At 56.8% G+C, this 17888-nt stretch carries 16 protein-coding genes; 8 read left to right on the top strand and 8 right to left on the bottom strand.

The features are described 5' to 3' along the window. The first annotated feature begins 308 nt into the window (after positions 1-308). Positions 309-599, top strand: a complete 291-nt coding sequence (locus tag ACPOL_RS17090) for a DUF7948 domain-containing protein (protein ID WP_114208123.1) — start codon at positions 309-311, stop codon at positions 597-599. Between the two features lie 118 nt (positions 600-717). On the opposite strand, the gene ACPOL_RS17095 is transcribed toward ACPOL_RS17090, so the two are convergent. Further along, positions 718-1527 (bottom strand): class I SAM-dependent methyltransferase, encoded by an 810-nt coding sequence (locus tag ACPOL_RS17095; protein WP_201758868.1) that lies wholly within the window; start codon positions 1525-1527, stop codon positions 718-720. Positions 1528-2014: 487 nt separating this feature from the next. Here ACPOL_RS17095 and ACPOL_RS17105 point away from each other — a divergent pair, with 487 nt between their 5' ends. Continuing rightward, a complete protein-coding gene (locus ACPOL_RS17105) occupies positions 2015-2944 on the top strand; it encodes an NADP-dependent oxidoreductase (RefSeq protein ID WP_114208126.1) in 930 nt (309 codons plus the stop codon). Between the two features lie 102 nt (positions 2945-3046). On the opposite strand, the gene ACPOL_RS17110 is transcribed toward ACPOL_RS17105, so the two are convergent. Next, the gene (locus tag ACPOL_RS17110) at positions 3047-4225 is read right to left on the bottom strand and encodes an acetyl-CoA C-acetyltransferase (protein WP_114208127.1); all 1179 of its coding nucleotides are present in this window, start codon (positions 4223-4225) and stop codon (positions 3047-3049) included. 409 nt (positions 4226-4634) lie between these two features. On the opposite strand from ACPOL_RS17110, the gene ACPOL_RS17115 reads away from it, so the two are divergent. The 4 genes from ACPOL_RS17115 (at position 4635) to ACPOL_RS17135 (ending at position 9637) form a co-directional block, all read left to right on the top strand. Beyond that, positions 4635-5243, top strand: coding sequence for a class I SAM-dependent methyltransferase (locus ACPOL_RS17115; protein WP_236656842.1), 609 nt, complete (start codon positions 4635-4637; stop codon positions 5241-5243). A gap of 364 nt (positions 5244-5607) precedes the next feature. Further along, complete coding sequence (locus ACPOL_RS17120; protein WP_161557416.1) at positions 5608-7035, top strand: glycoside hydrolase family 32 protein; 1428 nt, start codon at positions 5608-5610, stop codon at positions 7033-7035. A gap of 1007 nt (positions 7036-8042) precedes the next feature. Continuing rightward, a complete protein-coding gene (locus tag ACPOL_RS17130; protein ID WP_114208131.1) occupies positions 8043-8696 on the top strand; it encodes a hypothetical protein in 654 nt (217 codons plus the stop codon). A gap of 71 nt (positions 8697-8767) precedes the next feature. Then, positions 8768-9637, top strand: coding sequence for a universal stress protein (locus ACPOL_RS17135; RefSeq protein WP_161557417.1), 870 nt, complete (start codon positions 8768-8770; stop codon positions 9635-9637). A 95-nt stretch (positions 9638-9732) separates the two neighbouring features. On the opposite strand, the gene ACPOL_RS17140 is transcribed toward ACPOL_RS17135, so the two are convergent. Beyond that, entirely contained in the window at positions 9733-10941 is a 1209-nt protein-coding gene (locus ACPOL_RS17140; RefSeq protein ID WP_114208133.1) for a TIGR03118 family protein, read from the bottom strand. A 370-nt stretch (positions 10942-11311) separates the two neighbouring features. Here ACPOL_RS17140 and ACPOL_RS17145 point away from each other — a divergent pair, with 370 nt between their 5' ends. Next, positions 11312-11686, top strand: coding sequence for a hypothetical protein (locus tag ACPOL_RS17145; RefSeq protein ID WP_150133046.1), 375 nt, complete (start codon positions 11312-11314; stop codon positions 11684-11686). A gap of 78 nt (positions 11687-11764) precedes the next feature. Here ACPOL_RS17145 and ACPOL_RS17150 read toward each other — a convergent pair whose 3' ends face one another. The 4 genes from ACPOL_RS17150 to ACPOL_RS17170 form a co-directional block, all read right to left on the bottom strand. Further along, entirely contained in the window at positions 11765-12154 is a 390-nt protein-coding gene (locus ACPOL_RS17150) for a hypothetical protein (protein WP_114208135.1), read from the bottom strand. A gap of 129 nt (positions 12155-12283) precedes the next feature. Beyond that, complete coding sequence (gene gabT / locus ACPOL_RS17155; RefSeq protein WP_114208136.1) at positions 12284-13657, bottom strand: 4-aminobutyrate--2-oxoglutarate transaminase; 1374 nt, start codon at positions 13655-13657, stop codon at positions 12284-12286. Positions 13658-13959: 302 nt separating this feature from the next. After that, positions 13960-15438, bottom strand: coding sequence for an aldehyde dehydrogenase family protein (locus ACPOL_RS17165; RefSeq protein WP_114208138.1), 1479 nt, complete (start codon positions 15436-15438; stop codon positions 13960-13962). 62 nt (positions 15439-15500) lie between these two features. Then, positions 15501-15749 (bottom strand): type II toxin-antitoxin system RelE family toxin, encoded by a 249-nt coding sequence (locus ACPOL_RS17170; protein WP_114208139.1) that lies wholly within the window; start codon positions 15747-15749, stop codon positions 15501-15503. A 29-nt stretch (positions 15750-15778) separates the two neighbouring features. On the opposite strand from ACPOL_RS17170, the gene ACPOL_RS17175 reads away from it, so the two are divergent. Next, positions 15779-16054, top strand: coding sequence for a hypothetical protein (locus tag ACPOL_RS17175; protein WP_114208140.1), 276 nt, complete (start codon positions 15779-15781; stop codon positions 16052-16054). A 145-nt stretch (positions 16055-16199) separates the two neighbouring features. Here the strand turns inward: ACPOL_RS17175 and ACPOL_RS17180 are convergent, their stop codons facing one another. Then, on the bottom strand, positions 16200-17633 hold the full coding sequence (locus ACPOL_RS17180; RefSeq protein WP_114208141.1) for an APC family permease: 1434 nt from the start codon (positions 17631-17633) through the stop codon (positions 16200-16202). Positions 17634-17888: the final 255 nt, after the last annotated feature.

A 17888-nucleotide genomic window follows, 5' to 3' on the forward strand; every position in this document is an offset into this window, starting at 1 on the left:
CATGGGCAGATGAAGGTGTCAGGCTCGACTGCGGCGACGTCAACCCAGAGCACGCTAAGGCCGTCTTCTCCGGGCTTCGCTGCGGATTATGGCAAGCTTCCACTTAGCTTCGAAGCTAACCATGGCCAATGCGCGCCGCAGGTCAAGCTTCTCTCCCGCGGTAGCGGCTATTCGCTTTTTCTCGCGGAGAAAGAGGCGGTGCTGGCGCTGACTAAGCCCGATCTTTCCAGCCAGCAACCGGACTTCAAGACGCAAGCGGGAAAGACCCCGCTGGCATTTGCGAAGGCCGCCAAGCCGGCAAAACCGACATGTTGCGAATGGACCTCGTGGGCGCGAACCGAAGCCTGCAGGCGAGCGGCTCAGAGTTGTTGCCGGGGACGGCAAACTACTTCATCGGCAACGACCCTGCGAAGTGGCTCTCGAAGTTACCGGTCTACGCGAAGGTTAGATATTCGGCTGTCTACCCCGGAGTCGACCTGGTTTACTACGGCAACCAACGCCAGTTGGAGTACGACTTCGTCGTCGCGCCCGGCGCCAGCCCAAAATCAGTGAAGCTCCATTTTGCCGGAGCCCAGAGGATCAGCCCAGCGGCGATTTAACCGTCCTCGTGAATGACGGACAAATTGCTTTCCATAAGCCTGTGGTCTATCAAACCTGGCGGCTAACTGGTTTATTGCGGAACCAAATGGGCGTTCGGCTTGCCTATTGAACCAAGCGCTACAGGCGCGTTCCTATCACTAGCAGGTATTCGTTCTTCGTTTTTGTTTTCCCGGTCGTGTCTTCGTTGTGTTCAGACCATAACCTTTCGAGATCTTCGGCATAGGCCGCCTGAGCCGCGGCATCCAATTTCGCGAACGCCGTCTTCGTAGGTCCGAAGTATTCTCGAAACAAGTGAACGACCTCGCGCGGGGGAAATGGAAGCTCGTTGGTGAAGGCGTATCGCGTAGTTTCCACGTGAACTCCGTGAGCTCCTAGCCGATCTCGAACGATATCTTCATCGCCCCAAAGGACCGGAACGGGGATATCAGCGGGCGGAGTGAGATACCGGTCGCGAAGGCGAAACATCTGTCCGGTCATCCCCTCAGGTGTCCAGTTGGCCATGGCAATCTTTCCACCACGACGACAGACTCGAGCAAGCTCGGCCGCGACCCGTTCCGGGTTTGGAGCGAACATGGCCCCGAACATACTCGTCACCACATCGAAGTGCTCATCGGAATAGGGCAACTGTTCTGCGTCTCCCTCCTCGAACGTCACTTGCAGATTCGCTGCAAGAGCGCGTTGCCGTGCTTGTTCCAGGAGATTCGGTGCGATATCGATACCCGCGACCTGAGCGCCCGCCCGGGCGGCCGGGATGGCTACGTTCCCGGTTCCGCATGCTACATCAAGCAGCTTCATCCCAGGGAGGATACCGATCCGTTCAACGAACTTTTCGGCTTCTCCCGCCATGTATCTCGCGATCTGGCCAAAATCCCCGGCCATCCATGTGGCCCGCATTGCTTGCTTCAATTGCAGCAGATTAGAACTCATCGATTCAGACTCCATGAAATATCAGCAGGAAGATTGTCCGATACGATCGATCACCCTGACTAGATCACACATAAAGACAAGCATAAGTCATTCAAGCAATCACCGCTCTCGTTGCAAGAATTCCTTTCGTCGGCCTTCCGACCTTCCGCGGTTCAACGAATCCGGCAGCATACGGCGTCCCAGATCAGGTCGAAGAAGTACGCGCCCCATGAAGTACGCGCCCCATGATGTTCACGACCGATCTCGCCCTGAAGGTGGAAGGTTTCGGGTGCTTCCACTAGGAGCCGGAAGAATTTGCCGACCAGTTCGCTCGTGCATGGTACAAGCTGCGTGGTCATCGACTTCGACGTGTTTCCCGCTAAGAAGACAGCACTTCCTGCATGACGTTAGCCGCATACCTATCGAAACCTACCCAGGCAGCCTTCCGCGCATCTGAACCCAATACTAAAGAAATGCGCCGGCCGCAAACCAGCGGAGGAGGTATGCGATGAAAGCAGTGGTGCTGTACGAATATGGCGGACCTGAGAAACTGACGTACGAAGAGGCGTTTCCAGAACCCCAGGTCAGCGGAGATACGGTGCTGATTGCGGCAGCCGCCGCAAGTGTCAATCCAATCGACTGGAAAGTCCGCTCGGGAATGAGGCAGAAGGATTTTCCGTTGTCTTTCCCTGCTATCCTTGGGCGCGACGTCAGTGGGGTCGTCCGGTCAGTTGGTGCAAACGTGAAGCACTTCAAGCCAGGCGAGCGCGTTCTCGCACTCTCCAACGCGACTTATGCCACCTTGGTCGCGGTCAATGACTCGGATGTGACCCATCTGCCAGATGGCCTGGATCTGGCTGACGCGGCCGCCATCCCCCTTATCTCAGTGACTGGTGACCAGCTGGTCCGGCTTGCGGCCAAAGTGCAGAAAGAACAGGTTGTTTTAGTTACCGGCGCTCTGGGCAGCGTGGGACGCGCGGCAGTTCACTCGGCTAAAAAATTAGGTGCGCAGGTAATTGCCGGTGTTCGCGGGAAAGAGCTTGCCGAGGCCCGCTCCCTGGGCGTCGCCGACGTGCTCGCAATCGACGACGACCAGGCCATCGAGGCATTCCGGCCGGTCGATGTAGTCGCCGACACAGTCGGTGGCGGTGTCGCGGCGAAACTGCTCGCGAAGGTCAAGCCAGGCGGATCTTTTGGCTACAGCGCCACAATTCCTGAAGATGCCGCCGCACAATACCCGGCGGTCAAGATCACCCGGGTGCAGGCAAAGCCGGATCCCTCCAAAGTGCGCGAGTTCGCTGACGACCTCCGAGATGGCAAGTTCGTTCTGCCGATAGGTCGCCGGCTGCCACTCCATCATGCGGCCGAAGCCCATGCGCTCGGGGAGAAAGGTGGGGGTGGGAAGATCATCCTGCTGGCGCCGGATGCACGTGACTAATTCTTCAAAGTGAATTCTCTACCACGTTCTTTTGACCATCTTTAGACAATCGCGGAGAGAGAGGCTCGGTGAGCAGATGGGCAATGCACTCAACGGGTCGATTTATCGCTCGACTGCCATGGCGACCGAGTTCCCTCCGCCGAGACAAAGAGCGGCGACTCCACGATGGACGTCGCGACGAATCATTTCATGCAAAAGAGTCACCAGCACGCGGGCGCCGCTCGCGCCGATGGGGTGACCGATCGCGACTGCGCCGCCATTGACATTGACCTTGTCGAGGCCTAGGCCAAGTTCATGCGTAACACCGAGAGCCTGCACCGCGAATGCCTCGTTCAACTCGAACAGGTCGACTTCATCGATCGACCAACCGGTCTTCGCGAGGAGTTTCTGGACCCCGGTTACGGGAGCCAGCATGATCCACTTTGGATCGACTCCGCTGCTGGCCTGAGCACGGATCCGCGCCATCGGCTTAAGCCCGAGAGACTCTGCTTTGCTCGCCGACATCACGATTACCGCTGCGGCTGCGTCGTTCAGACCTGGCGCATTGCCGGCAGTGACAGTACCATCTTTTTTGAACGCGGGGCGAAGGCCTGCCAGCGATTCAAGTGATACATCAGGGCGGATCGATTCGTCTTCTCGCAGCAGCGTCGGTGGCCCTTTTTTTACGGGAATCTCTATCGGAGTCACTTCATCGTTGAAGCGGCCTTCCTTCCACGCCGCCGCTGCCTTGCGGTGCGACTCCAAAGCAAATTGGTCTTGCCGCTCTCGGGAGATAGAGTGTTTTTCGGCGACGGCCTCCGCGCTGATGCCCATGTGGTGATCGTTATAGTGGTCCCACAGGCCGTCATTGATCACCGAATCGACGAGTGTGCCGTTGCCCAGCCTGTAGCCCTGACGGGCTTGTGGCAATAGGTAAGGGGAGTTGGTCATCGACTCCATCCCGCCGGCGACCACAATCTCCGCATTCCCGGTCTGCACGGCCTGGGCGGCCAATGCAACTGCTTTGAGACCAGATCCGCATACTTTATTGATGGTCAGTGCGGCAACCTCGTAGGGTAGACCGCCGAAGATTGCCGACTGGCGCGCGGGGTTCTGCCCTAAACCCGCTGAAAGCACGTTGCCCATAATGCACTCGTCGATTTGCGATGGTGCCAGGCCTGCGCGCCGGACCGCCTCGCGCACCGCAATCGCGCCAAGTTGAGGGGCGGTGAAAGAGCTCAGCGCCCCTTGAAACTTACCGACCGGCGTGCGGACAGCGGATACAATGACGACGTCTTCCATGACTACAAATCCCTTCGTGGTTCGCGCGGATCATCGGCGCATCGGTGGGCACGAGTCTTGCGGCGATGCCTGGAAAACTGCGAGGCTGCCGTCCCAGATACAGAATAGTCCTTGAAACTTGCGGCCGCCAAATCGCGGTTCTTTGCCGTTCAACATGACATCGAGCCAAACCCTCCCGCTTAATCTCGCCAACCCGACTCTTCCTCGCCGAGATCGCAGCGATGATCCGCGAGCCCTGATTGGCAAGATGTGTCCTCTTTCCTCCCAGTGCTTAAACTTGTTGTGACAGCGATTCAACAAATTTTCGGGAGGCATTCCTTTTGTCCGTATATTCGACTTTCAACAAAGGGAGATCCAGCGCGATTCGGGACATCATGTTACCCGGTCGCTTGGGATGGCAAGGCGGCCTATGGCGCTAGAGGTTCAAGAGGAGTTCGGACAGATCGACATCTATGTCTTCGATCAAATTCTTCGAGGGAACATTGGCCGTGGAATGCGGGTGCTTGATGCCGGCTGCGGATATGGACGGAATTTAGTCCATTTACTGAGACAAGGGTGTGAAGTATTTGCACTGGACGCCGATCCAAACGGCGTCGATCATGTTCGTCAGCTATCGAGGTCTCTGGGAACTCGACTTCCTGCCGAGAATTTCCAAGTCGGACTGATTGAGCGGATGCCTTTCCCGGAAGCGTTTGCCGACGTAGTGATGTGCAACTCCGTGCTTCACTTTGCCAGGGATGAAGATCACTTCAGGATGATGTTGTCCGAGTTGTGGCGTGTCCTAAGGCCCGGAGGCATGCTCTTTTGCCGCTTAGGTTCAAGGATCGGAATGGACTTCGAATGGGTGCGGGACAATATTTATGTCGTAGGAGATGGTTCAGAATGGTTTTTGGTGGATGAGGAGATGCTTTTAGAACTTGGCCGAGAGATGAATGCCGTTCTCGTCGATCCATTGAAAACCACGATTGTTCAAGACTATCGCTGCATGACCACCTGGGTACAACGAAAGAGATTCTAAGTCGAACTCTTAAAGAAGGCACGTGGTACCGCGCTACCAGGTGACACTGGGCGCCCGATCGATTGCCTGAGCGCCGGGCGCTCGGACAGGTGAATCTGTTGCCTTAGTTCGAAGGCGGCCGAGTTTCCAATCACCTCGGCACAATGAATTCTCTGGGCTGGGGCTGCGAATCCGGCGCGGTCTGCGTTCCCTATACTGGTGTGGGTGATCTATGAACCGTCGCAGATTTGTATCATCGTCGCTCGCCTCCGCAGCGGCTATCTCTATATCTCGAGCAGCCTTTTCTGCAGTTGGGAAACGGCAGGCTAGCGCAGCAAATTCAAGCGAGGACGCCTCCCTTCCGCCAGCCTTGCGCGAGAAGCTTATGCATGATCCACTGCGGCCGCAGTTCCATTTGCTGCCTAGGGCAAACTGGATGAACGACCCTTGCGCGCCCCGGTTTTTCCGCGGCGAGTACCACATGTTCTTTCAGTACAATCCTGGTGCTGCGGTGTGGGGCGATATGCACTGGGGTCATGCCAAAAGCTCCGATCTCATTCACTGGACTCATTTGCCCATTGCGTTGTCGCCGACTCGAGGCTCGTATGACGCATTTGGGTGTTTCACCGGAAGCGCGCTACCGGGGATGGAAATACCCACCATCCTGTACACCGGAGTCACCAAGGTCACGCCCGACCAGGAGACGATCCGGGGAGAGGGCATCCGCGAAGTTCAATGCATGGCTACGTCAGAAGATGAGAGTCTGCGTCTCTGGAAGAAGCTGGAGAAGCCTCTGCTGGACGGACCGCCAGCCGGTCTCAAAGTAACGGGATTCCGCGACCCCTGCCCTTGGAGGGACGGTGACACTTGGTATATGGCCATAGGATCTGGGTTCTCGAAGCAAGGCGGGGCAGTTCTGCTCTATCGATCCTCAGACGGACTCGACTGGTCCTACCTGCACCCGCTTGCGCAGGGGGAGTGGAATGGTGGAACACAGACCAATCCCGTCGATACGGGCGAGATGTGGGAGTGTCCGGATTTCTTTCAGTTAGGCACGAAGTATATCTTGCTCTACTCGACGGAGCGCAAGGTCTATTGGCAGGTTGGTGAGTTCGACAAACGCGAGCTTAAGTTTCATGCTGAAACCAGTGGGCTTCTCGATCACGGTTCTTACTACGCCATGAAGACAATGGTGGACGGCAAAGGCCGGCGTATTCTCTGGGGCTGGATCCAGGAGACACGCTCTGCCGAGCAATGTCTTGCGGCCGGCTGGGCTGGCGCCATGTCGCTGCCTCGACTTCTCACGCTTACTGACGACAATAAACTGAGGATGGAAATCCCGCCAGAGTTTTCGTCTGTGTGCCGGGAGATCAGCAGGCCGCCTTCCACTCTCCACGCTGATGCGAGCGCTGGGCTGCCTCTTCCAAATCGGAGCGCCCGGATCGCCTTGGCGCTCGACACCATGGCGGGCCCCTGTAGCCTCGCAATTCGAGATGCCGAACGAACAGATAACCCGCCCCTGCTGGCCATTAGATACGACCCTGCTGCAAAACCCTCAATTTCGGTAGCCGAGCGAAATATCCCCTTGTTCCCCGACCGTAAAGGAATCTCCAACCTCGATATCTGGATAGACGGTTCAGTCATTGAGATTTTTGTCGATCGTCGGCAGGTGATCACGTTACGTTGTTATGAACCTGGGATGAACCTGCACGCGGCCTGGTTGGGATCGGCAAATGCGCTGAAGGCTCTGCAGGTTTCCGCCGTGTCACCAATATCTGCTGACCGTCTCACCGGTTTTGGAGGGCGCCTTTGAGGGTCCCACAACCCACCAAGACACCTTCGAAAACAATAGTTTGGCTGAAATACCGACCGTTGTCGACGCGGTAGCGATCGGCTCAAATTGGAAGGGACCTAAAGCGACGACGGGGTACAGACTCTACAGTTGCGATGCCCTATCGCCGCGGGAGAGTGAAACTGGCGCCAGCTTCGTCCTCTGGACTCCTCGGAGAGATGGTGCGGAAACGCCGAAGCCGGGTGCGCCCCGAGATAAGAAAATTCAAAAATCCGACGGTTGTGCCGATGAGGCCAGCTACTAGAATTCCGTTCAGCAAGTTTCGCGTATCTTCCGAGGCTCGTAGGGGTTTTATATCCGGCCCTACGCCCGAATCTACCAGGCCGAATGGCTTCCCATGGAGCTGCCCAGGCCGTGATTTGGCCTTTGGATTCATAAGCGCTTCAACAACTTCATGGCCGAAGTAAGGAAACACTGGAGCCTCTTTCTCATTTGTGTGAAGGAGCAAGTAAAGGACGACACTGCATCCTTCCTGTCCTTCAAACACTCGAGCGCAGCATAAATTCCCCGGCTATAAACCTGGGCAGCTTAACGAAGCAGATCAGGGGGATTAAAGTCAAAGTCCGATGATGCCGGGCGCCTTCGGCGTGAAGGTAGACTTGAGAACTGGACTACTCTGTGAACTCACTGCCATGACCTCTGACGAGAAACCCGTTGCCCACTGAAGTTTTTCATTGTTTTAAGAGGGATACGGATTTTTGATCCACGTCAGGTGCTTTTGCTATGAGTCGCCTTACGCAGAGAGCATGCCATTTCCTCGGTCTAAGCAGCCTACTCTCCACGGACGACTGTGATGAGCGTCACAGTTGAAGGTGCCCGGGATCACTGCAGACCGGCAAAGCCAGCAATTAAGTTAGAAGTCAGCGTGAGCCTATCGAGGCGATAGGAATCTCCACAGAAATCGCCCCGCGGCTCCGAGAAGTAAATGTTATCCGGGCGAACTGAGAGAGGTCACAGGAGGTTGAGCTATGCTTCGATCACTTAAGATTCGAATGATTGTTCTGACGACACACGGTATCTTGATTGCACTTCTGGGTGCCGCTCTTCTCTATCTTCGCGCGACCATGACGAATCTGTTCTTTGATGTTGTCGCCGTCGGGTTGGCTCTCCTGCTTTCGGTGGCTGCCCTCATCCTGGCTGGCTTGGCAGATTGGATGGCAGCGTTTGGCGAAGGCTTCAGGCATTTCCGTAGGTTTACGTTATATCTGCTTTGCGGTTCTGGACTTCTAATGGCCGCGGTCTTTCTTGCTTGCTATCCCTACGGATCGATGCCGCTGCTTCTCCTCCTTGCTGCGGCACACGCGAGTCTATTCAGCATTTCGGTATTCGCCTTCTACTTCAAAGCGCGCCAGCGACCGGGAAACAGATGGCTCGTGGTCACGAGTGGAATGATTTCACTCGTGTTCGCCATCACTATGGTTGTTTTGGCTACACGCAATGACGATCTCTTAGCAGCGACGGTAGTAGGCGTATACCTTTGCTTCGTCGGTTCGAAGCTGCTCTTCTTTGCCTGGTCTCTCCACCGGACCCGCGAAGCGGAGCGGACACTTACCAGAGAAAGCACTGACGTGCATTATGTCCCGCCGCCGATAGCTGTCCCCGGTGCCGCTACCAAGAGTTAATCGCCGCTGCGATGTGGTGGGCAGAAGAGACACTTACACATAGACCAAAGAGAACGAAAATGGAGGTTGATATGGCGACTCTAGCTCCTGCGAGAATCGTGATGGAACGAATCCTGGTTCCGATAGACTTCTCTGACATCTCAGAGCGTGCACTCGACTACGCGAAGGGCATCGCTAGATACTATGGCTCCAAGATCTTCCTTGCTCATGTGGATCGGCCAATCAACCCGGTAGCTCCTGCTGAAGGAATATGGATAGACGAGGCGGCCGAACAACAGCGGGTCGAAGAAATGTTGGAGGAGTATGGCGCAGAGCTTCGCTCCGAGGGTCTCAGAGCGCAGTCTATCTCTCTTTGTGGAACCGTCAGGGAGCAAATTCCTGCACTCGCTAGCAACGAGCGAGTCGATTTGATCGTGCTCGGAACTCACGGGAGGAGGGGAGTGGAACGCGTGCTTTTTGGTTCTGAATCCGAGGCTGTTCTACGAAACACGAAGTGTCCCGTCTTGATCGTCGGGCCGGCTGCTCCGAGCGCCGGGGAAACGGCATGGCATCCCAAGGATATTATTTGCGCCAGCGATCTTGACCCTGCCTCGACTGCTTCGGCAGCTTATGCCTTCCTGCTTGCGCGCGCTTATAAGTCGAGATTCACGCTTCTTTACGTCGAAGAATCTGAGAAGAAAAACGGCGCTGGAGTTGAGCCCTTCAAGAAGGCCTTGAAGGCGTTCCTGCCGGAGGCCCAGGAAGCGACCGGGGCCCTGTTTATTGAGACCGCGAAGGGTTCCGTGAGCTCCGCAATCGTCAACCTGGCTAAGGACCAGCATTCTGACCTCATTGTCATGGGGGCGCATGATGGCTCGGCAGCTGGGACTCATTTTTGGCCCCGAGTTACCGCGAAAGTATTTGCGGAGGCGCCTTGTCCGGTAATGGTCTTCCGCCAGTAAAGGCTAGGTGCAAAGATTGGTGAGCTGCTCGTTGCAGCAGGAGTCCATCGATCGATGAAACTCCTGCTGCAACAGAAGCGGGCATCGCCAGCAGCTTACTGGACGCTTCCTTCGGTCAACTCATCAGAGACCGCATTCAAGTAGCCGAAGAGACCGCCAGTGCCGTGATTCGGAGCCGCGGTGAAATAGATCTCCGACGCAGGCTCCTGATCCGGGTCGACGGTGGCGGGGCTGAGGTTCGCCGGGCTGAGCGCCCAGATCCCTTGGATCGAAAGCGGCTTTCCACCAGCATCTTGAAGCACTCCGTCGAATCTTCCCGTAGCGAGATCGTAAGCAGCGATGAGTCCGCTCGATTGGGTGGTCCCGCCGCCGGCGAACTGCCCGACCAATAGGTGGTGGCTAAAGCGTCCGAAGTCCAGAGGAGCCAAAGCGACGCCCCATGGAGCGTTCAGCCAGTCCCCGTGTTCAAGCCGGTTCAGCAGCTTGCCGGACGAACTGTAAATGTCCACATAGCCGAGACCCGGGCCATCAGTTTCAACAGGAGATCCTTGCAGGTGAAGCACATAAGTCACCACGATGTCATCGCCGATGGCCTGCACGTTGAAGGGTACGAAGTCGGGCGGTAGCTGGTCGTCGACAAACGGTTCGTTGTCGGACGGATTGCGGTACTCGTCGTGACGGTCTCCGTCACTGCCTGACCGGTGCAGCGTGACGGGGAAGAACGCGGTATCGTAGACGTCCACCCGCCCTCTGCCGAAATTCGCAGCATATAGAAAACGCTTGCCGTTGATGAATCCGCTCGTGAGTCCAGTGTAGACGGATCCAGTCGCGCCTTTGGCGACGGTGATGGCGTGGGTCGAAGGCGCCGCCTGACCTTTGGCCAGGTTCACCTTCGGGTTCCAGGCGGCAATCGTCCCGTCGATTGTCGAAAAAATGAAGACCGCCGGATCGCCGGGCGCTATCTTGAACTCGGTAGCGCTGCCGTTAGCGACGACGCCGGTTGGACTTCCATTCGGCGTCAACTTATTCGTCGGATCAGCAGGAGGAATCGTTACTACCAAAGACTGCTTCTGGCCTACTCCGTTATAAAGAGTGGACACTCCCGTTGCATTGTCAGACACCCACCAGACACTAGAAGAAGTGCGAGTAAGTCCCCATGAATTGACGAGCTGCGGATCAGTGACCGGAGCAACTCCCGAGACGTTAGAAACAAGGTTAGTCTGGGTGTAATTTTGCCCAAAAGCTACGCTTGCTAGAGACAAGGCCACCGATGTACTGGCCGCGATTCGCTGTAATGACTTCATGTATAAGTCTCCCGTAGTGTTTCTTACCCAATTTCTCCTCGGATGCCGGCCTATGCTCGTCTCTTTTCCATACAAGATTGGAGCCAGGTTACAGTCGGGATAGCTGAGTTAGATATTGAGCTCTCAATTTGATTGAGCCCGGATACAAAAACCCTGAAGTGACCCCTTTATTCCCGAAGATCAAACAAACGCTCCCCGTCTGTTGAGAGTGAGTATCGCCTCTGCGATCGAATCTTATGTCAATTGGAATACGCAGCTGACCGGCGTGTTTCGCATGCAAGCATGGGACTTTAGCTGGCCGGGGTCGAGGAAAGATCCTGGGCCGGCAGGCCGAGCGAGTCCGCAATTCGGACGGAAAAATGGAGAAAGTATGAAAACATCAAGAACATTAAAAGGATTGTTTCTAAGCACAGCGATGTTGCTTTCGTCGAATGCCTTGGCGAAGAACAGCGGTTCATTGCACCTGGGTAACCCCGTTTACGTAGCGGGGCAAACAGTGCCCGCAGGAACTTATACGGTTTTATGGGATGGATCGGGACCCGAGGTTGAGATCAAGATGATCCAAGGTAAGACAGTCGTCGCAGCAACATCAGCTAAATTGGTGAACTTGAACGAGAAAGCCAACAACGATTCCGCTGTAGTGGTAACTGGGGGTGACGGAAAGCGAAATTTGTCAGAGATTTATTTCTCCGACAAGAAAATTGCGCTTGAGATCGAGTCTCCGAGCGATCGGGCCACTAAGTAGTATCGGAACTAGTCTTTACTGAGACGCCACGAGTATCTAGCTCCGGCCAAGATAGGCTGGGGCTAGAATTCTCGGTCGTTAATGCGCTGTGTGGGCCAGCGCCTTTATATTAGGTGAGGTCGTCTCATGTTGGTCCAAAACCGGAGTCGCAAAAGCTCCCAAGCGGATGGTCCGCAACTGCGTTATGGTACCAAAATCGAATTTGATGCTAAGGGCCGGGCTGTGCGGAAGATGCTCGGCCGGCCCTACCTCCCAACTCAGGCTCTTGGTTGGGATGTCTCTGTTACGCATAATCAGGAAATGGGGATTATCGTATACCGTGACGTCGTATTGGCCTGCTGGAAAGCTCTTGCCTTGAGTTTCAAAGCCAAACGGTAACATCACAGAGGCACTCTCGACGGGAAGAGCTAAGGCGGCAGTTGTGCAGATGATCGGGACAAGAACAAGAAGTTTGAACATGAAGCGCATCGTTGGTTTCTCCTAAGAAGGAGAACACGTCGATTGGACGTATATTCCGTCCCATTACCAAACGCCATGATATCGAAGGCCTATCCGGTCTGTCACAAGATGACCTCAAATTAAGCTTGGCTGTAGTAGCTAGCCGACCGTCTCTGCAAGAGCTGACGGTTTCCCTACCTGCTTGGCAGCATGAGCTATCCCCTCTTCCATGACGTTCATCGCCTCAGCGAACTCTTCATCGCTGATCATTAGCGGCATCAGGATGCGAATCACGTTGTCATGAGTTCCAGCTCCAAGTAAGAGCACTCCATGCTTCAGGGCGTATTGAATAACCTTCTTCGCTGCTGCTGGATATGGTTCGTGGTCCACACTGGAGTGGTTAAACTCGATCGCTTGCATTGCACCCAAACCGCGCACATCTCCGATGAACTCATACTCTTTCTGCCAGGCGAGCGCGCGCTGGCGGAAGTCTGTACCGAGTTCCTTCGCGCGGCGAAGCAGGTAGCCGTCGGCGAACTCCTCAATGACGGAGAGCGCAGCGGCGCAAGAAACTGGGTTACCTCCAAAGGTGCCGCCCAGGCCACCAGGCCCTGGTGCGTCCATGATCTCGGCACGGCCGGTGATCGCCGCGAGCGGTAATCCTCCGCTGAGTGATTTTGCGGTAAGAATGAGGTCCGGTTCGATGGCGAACTGTTCGGAGGCGAAGAGGGTTCCAGTCCGGCCAAAGCCGGTCTGCACTTCGTCGGCGACAAAGACGATGCCGTACTTCTTGCAGGTGGCGTCGAGCACTTCAAGGAAGCCCGAAGGGGGAACGACAAACCCGCCCTCGCCAAGCACCGGCTCGATGACCATTGCGGCAACCTGCTCGGCAGCGACCACCTGGCGGAAGACATCCTCTAACATCACCTCATAGTCCGCCGCGGTTGGAACGGCCTTTCCGCTCAGCCGATTGCGAGATGGAATGCCGAAAGGAATTCGGTAGATCTCAGACGGGAATGGGCCAAATCCTGCCTTATAGGGATGAGTCTTGCTGGTCAGCCCCAACCCCATCAATGTCCGGCCGTGGAAGCCATCTTCGAAACAGATCACCGCCGAGCGACCGGTGTGGCTGCGAGCGATCTTCACGGCGTTTTCGACGGCCTCGGCCCCGGAGTTGACGAAGAAGGTCTTCTTAGGGAAGTTCCCCGGAGTGAGTTCATTCAACTTCTCGGCTAACTCGACATAACTTTCATATCCCGTGACCTGGAAGCACATATGCAGGAAGCTATCGAGCTGGCGGCGAATAGCGCCGATCACCCGGGGATTGCGATGGCCGACATTGATGCAGCCGATTCCTCCGCAGAGATCGATGAAGCGATTCCCATCAAGGTCTTCAAAGGTCGCGCCTTCGGCGGAGTGGATGAAGATCGGGGTGCCGGCATAGACTCCTCGTGGAATAGCGGCGGCACGGCGGTCAAGCCAGGCTTTAGATTTAGGTCCGGGGAGTTCGGTTTGGATGCGGATGGCGGGCATGGGCGGCTTCTTCCTGCTGGTTCTTTCGCTTCTATTGTAATTTGGGCGCGAGTTACCGCGATGAACGAAAAGACGATGCGGAAAGTTCGACGCGCTCTGCCTAACCCCTGTTTTGGAGAAGATGCGCGTACTATCGCGCTCCTAATCCCAGAACCGCTCCAGATTCAGCCGAAATTTGGCGTGACTTGCAACGTCTTTGATAATCATTCCTAAGACCGGCACGCTGGCCCGCGAGCTGCGTGGCTAGAAGAGGCTACCGAGAGGGTACTATAGCGCATCTTTAGCTTCCTCGATTCAGCAACTCAGTACCAACCAATCGGCTGCTCGTTCAAGTTGATATGCACTTGCTTGCTTTCCAGGTATTCGTCGACTCCGTGGAGGCCGAGTTCGCGGCCGAAGCCGGACTGCTTATACCCTCCCCAGGGGGCTTCGACGTAGGTGGGTTGCATGTGGTTGACCCAGATGATTCCGGCGCGGATGGCTTTAACCATTCTTAGGGCCTTATAGATGTCGCGGGACCAGACGGCGGCTGCCAGTCCGAAAGGTGTGTCGTTGGCGATCTTGAGTGCGTCCTTTTCGTCTTCGAAGGGAATGACGGTGGCTACTGGGCCGAAGATCTCTTCGCGGGCGATGCGGGCGGAGTTATCGACGTCGTAGAAGATGGTTGGTTCGACATAGTAGCCTAAGTCGAAGTTCTTAGGACGGTTGCCGCCGATGGCGGTCTTGGCTTCAGACTTGCCTAACTCCTGGTAACTTCTTACTCGATCAAATTGTTCCTTACTAACTAGCGGACCCATCTTGGTATCGCGGTCGAGCGGCGGCCCTAAGACGATCTTCTTTGCCTTTTCGGTCATGGCTTCGACAAACTTCGAATAGATAGAGCGCTCGACCAGGACGCGGCTGCCGGCGGAGCAGACTTCGCCCTGGTTGACGAAGACGCCGAAGAGGGCTCCGTCGATGGCGGCCTCGAAGTCGGCGTCGGCGAAGAAGATGTTGGGAGACTTGCCGCCTAACTCCAAGGTGACGCGCTTGAGGGAGTCGGCGGCCGAGCGCATGATGATTTTGCCGACGGCGGCGGAGCCGGTGAAGGCGACCTTATCGACTCCGGGATGAGTGACCAGGGCTGCGCCCGATTGCTCGCCGTAGCCGGTGATGATGTTGACGACTCCAGGAGGGACACCGCATTCGGAGAGCCAGCCCGCGAGTTTGAGGACGGTAAGCGGGGTTTGCTCGGCGGGCTTGAGGACGCAGCAGCAGCCGGCGGCCAGCGCGGGCGCGAGCTTCCAGGCGGCCATGAGCAGGGGGAAGTTCCAGGGGATAATCTGTCCGGCGACTCCGACGGGTTCCTTGAGCGTAAGACTCAGCGCGTTGTCGGGGACGGGGTTGACGGTGCCGGAAATTTTGGTGGCGAGGCCGCCGTAGTACTCAAAGCAGGTGGCTGCGTCGGCAATGTCGAACTCGGCCTCAACGATGGGTTTGCCGGCGTTCCGCGATTCTAGCTCGGCGAGCATGGGCGCTTCAGCGCGGATCTTTTCGGCGATGCGGAAGAGGATGCGGCCGCGCTCCTGGGCGGTGGTCTGTGGCCATCCGGCTTCGTCGAAGGCATGGCGGGCGGCGGCTACGGCCTGGTCTACGTCGGCGGTCGAGGCGTCGGGGATCTCGGCGATGATCTCTTCGGTGGAGGGATCGTAAACGGGAATCCAGTTACCGGTGGTGTTCTTGGTGAATTCGCCGTTGATGAAGTTAGATTCTTGTTGGACGGCTGTATTGGTAGTGGGCATGAAACTCAGCTCCTGGATGTCCTGACCATTTTAGTTCGGAGCTGGAGGGGTGGAAAGCTCGTTCAGCGGTAGGCTTCGCGGCGATGCTTGACGGCCGTGATGTGGAGGGTGTGCCCGATTTCGTGGAAGCGCGCCCAATAGTCGCCGATCCGCAGCCTAAACTCGGGCGGGTCGATGCCCTGCAGGCGTTTCACGTCGCCTTCGCCGGTCGCGGCGAAGAAGGCGCGTAGAATGCGCAGGCCGGTTGGCTGGTCGATGGCACGGAGTTGGGCCTTGGCCTGGTCCCTCCAGACGATCTCCTTGCGGTCCATGCCTACTGACCTTGTGCCTATTGTCCCGGATGGTGCGGTTCGGGTTCGAGGGGTGTGCACCCCATGCGCTCGAAATCCTCCAGCGAGAGGCCGAATTCGGCGAGGACATCCTCATTGGGAATGGCTTTTCTCCGCGCCCGAACGAGGAGCGGGCCTCGGCTATCTCGCGGGCCTCGTTGTCCGAGACCGGCTCGTCGTCATATGGGGCGTTGGCCAGCGCGATGGAGACGGGATCGAGCATCGCTTCGAGCAGGCCGACGACGGCGGAGACCTGGCGGGTAGACATGCGCTCGATTAGTTCGTGAGCCTGTTGCTTCGGGTTGGTTGCGACGGTAGCCATTGAGGAGATCTCTCTCAGTATCCTGCGCCGCGGCGCCCTTGCGGTCAATGGCCGGTCAACGGAGAATCAGTGGGCTAAGGTCCCACTGTTCCAACAGATTGCTTCGCAATTCAAGATGCGTCAGCGGCGGTTACTTCCAGGAGCACTGTTTGATGGGCGTGGGCTAGTGAGCGGCGGTAGAAGAAGTAGGCGGTTCCGAAGACAATGGCGCAGCCGATGAGCAGCTTCACTTCGTAGATCCAGACGGAACTCACTTGCCGGGAGGGGACAAAGGCGACAGCCAGGCCCAATGTCGTGGCAGAGAGTCCGGCGACGCAGTTGGCGATGAGATAGGGCTTGGCAGCTTTGAGTTCGCTCTGCTTGTTAAGCGCGTGTTTCAACAGCGCGAGGAACATGTAGGCCGATGGCACCAGTTGCATGATCACTGCGAGATCGAGCAGGGTGAGATACCCTTCCTCGACGGAGGAGCCGAAGAAGCTGCCCCCAATCAACAGCGAAGAGAGGATAGCGAACATGATCAAGCTAACGTAGGGGGTTCCGTATTTGGGGTGGATTTTGCCGATGATCGCGGGGAGATAGCGGTCGATGCCGGCAACGAAGGGCAGACGCGCCGTCCCGCTGAACCAGGCGGAGGCTGTGCCGAGGATGGCTATGCATTCGAGGAAGGCGAGCGGAGCGACGAGGATGAGTAAGCCGGTATGGGAGGCCATGATGTTGATGCCCTGGAGGATGCCGGAAAGAATGCCGATGTCCTGCTGGGGCATGGCGATGAGCATGGCGAGGGTGGTGCCGAGATAGATGGCTCCGGCGGCGAGGCCTCCCCAGAAGATGGAGAAGGGCAGATTTCTTCGCGGATCCTGGATTTCGTCGCCCATGATGGAGGCGAGGTCGAGTCCGATGAGCGAATAGCAGATGGTGCCGAAGACGGCGACGAAGCGCCAGTCGGTGATGCCCTGATGGAGCTGGTTCCAATGGAAAGCGCTGCCGTGATGGCGGACGGTAAGGGCAGCGAGCAGCACGATCAGCGCCGCGCCGACGATGGTGCCTGCGCCGCCGAGATTGTTGATCCATTTGCCGAGCGAGAGGCCACGGATATTCAACAGCATCAGGAAGACGATGATGCCGATCGAGACGGAGCCAGTGAAGAGGTGACTGTGTTCAAGCCTTTGAACATTGGGGCCGCCCACGTAGAGGCCGACGCCGATGCAGGAGAGGATGACGGTAGGGAGATAGAAGACGTTCGAGAGCCAGTAACACCAGCCGGCGAGGAAGCCATGCTTCTCGCCGAAGCTTCGCTTGGCCCAGAGATAGATGCCGCCCTCGCCAGGCCATTTCTGGGAGAGTTCAGTGACTGCCGCGCCCTGCGGCCAAAAGAACATGGCGAGCGCGAGGATCCACAGCCAGAGAGTGAGCGGCCCGCTCGCAGAAATGGGCGGCACCATGTTGAGGTTCGCGACGGCGACGACGAAAAGCAGGATCAGGTCTTTGCGGCCGAGTACGCGTTTCAGGCCAGACTTGTGTCCGAATGCGATCGTCTTTGCCAACTCACCTCCGATTGACCTTCAGGGAAATTAGAGCGATATTGAGCAGCCGATTTTCAAATACTAACCCCGCGCAGGCTGGGGGCGCGGGGTTTTCTTATTGGACTTTTATTTTGGGGGTTAGTTACGCGGTGTGGTTGTTGAGAGGAGAGGATCCCTCCGCGGCTGAAGCCGCTTTCCGCTCGGATTGAAGATGGCCCGGCTGAAGCCGGGCCCCTTCGACTTGGATCCACCGTCAAAAACTTGCGGCATTGCTCG

Origin of the sequence: Acidisarcina polymorpha, from assembly GCF_003330725.1 — a bacterium.
In the GTDB taxonomy this organism is placed as follows: domain Bacteria; phylum Acidobacteriota; class Terriglobia; order Terriglobales; family Acidobacteriaceae; genus Acidisarcina; species Acidisarcina polymorpha.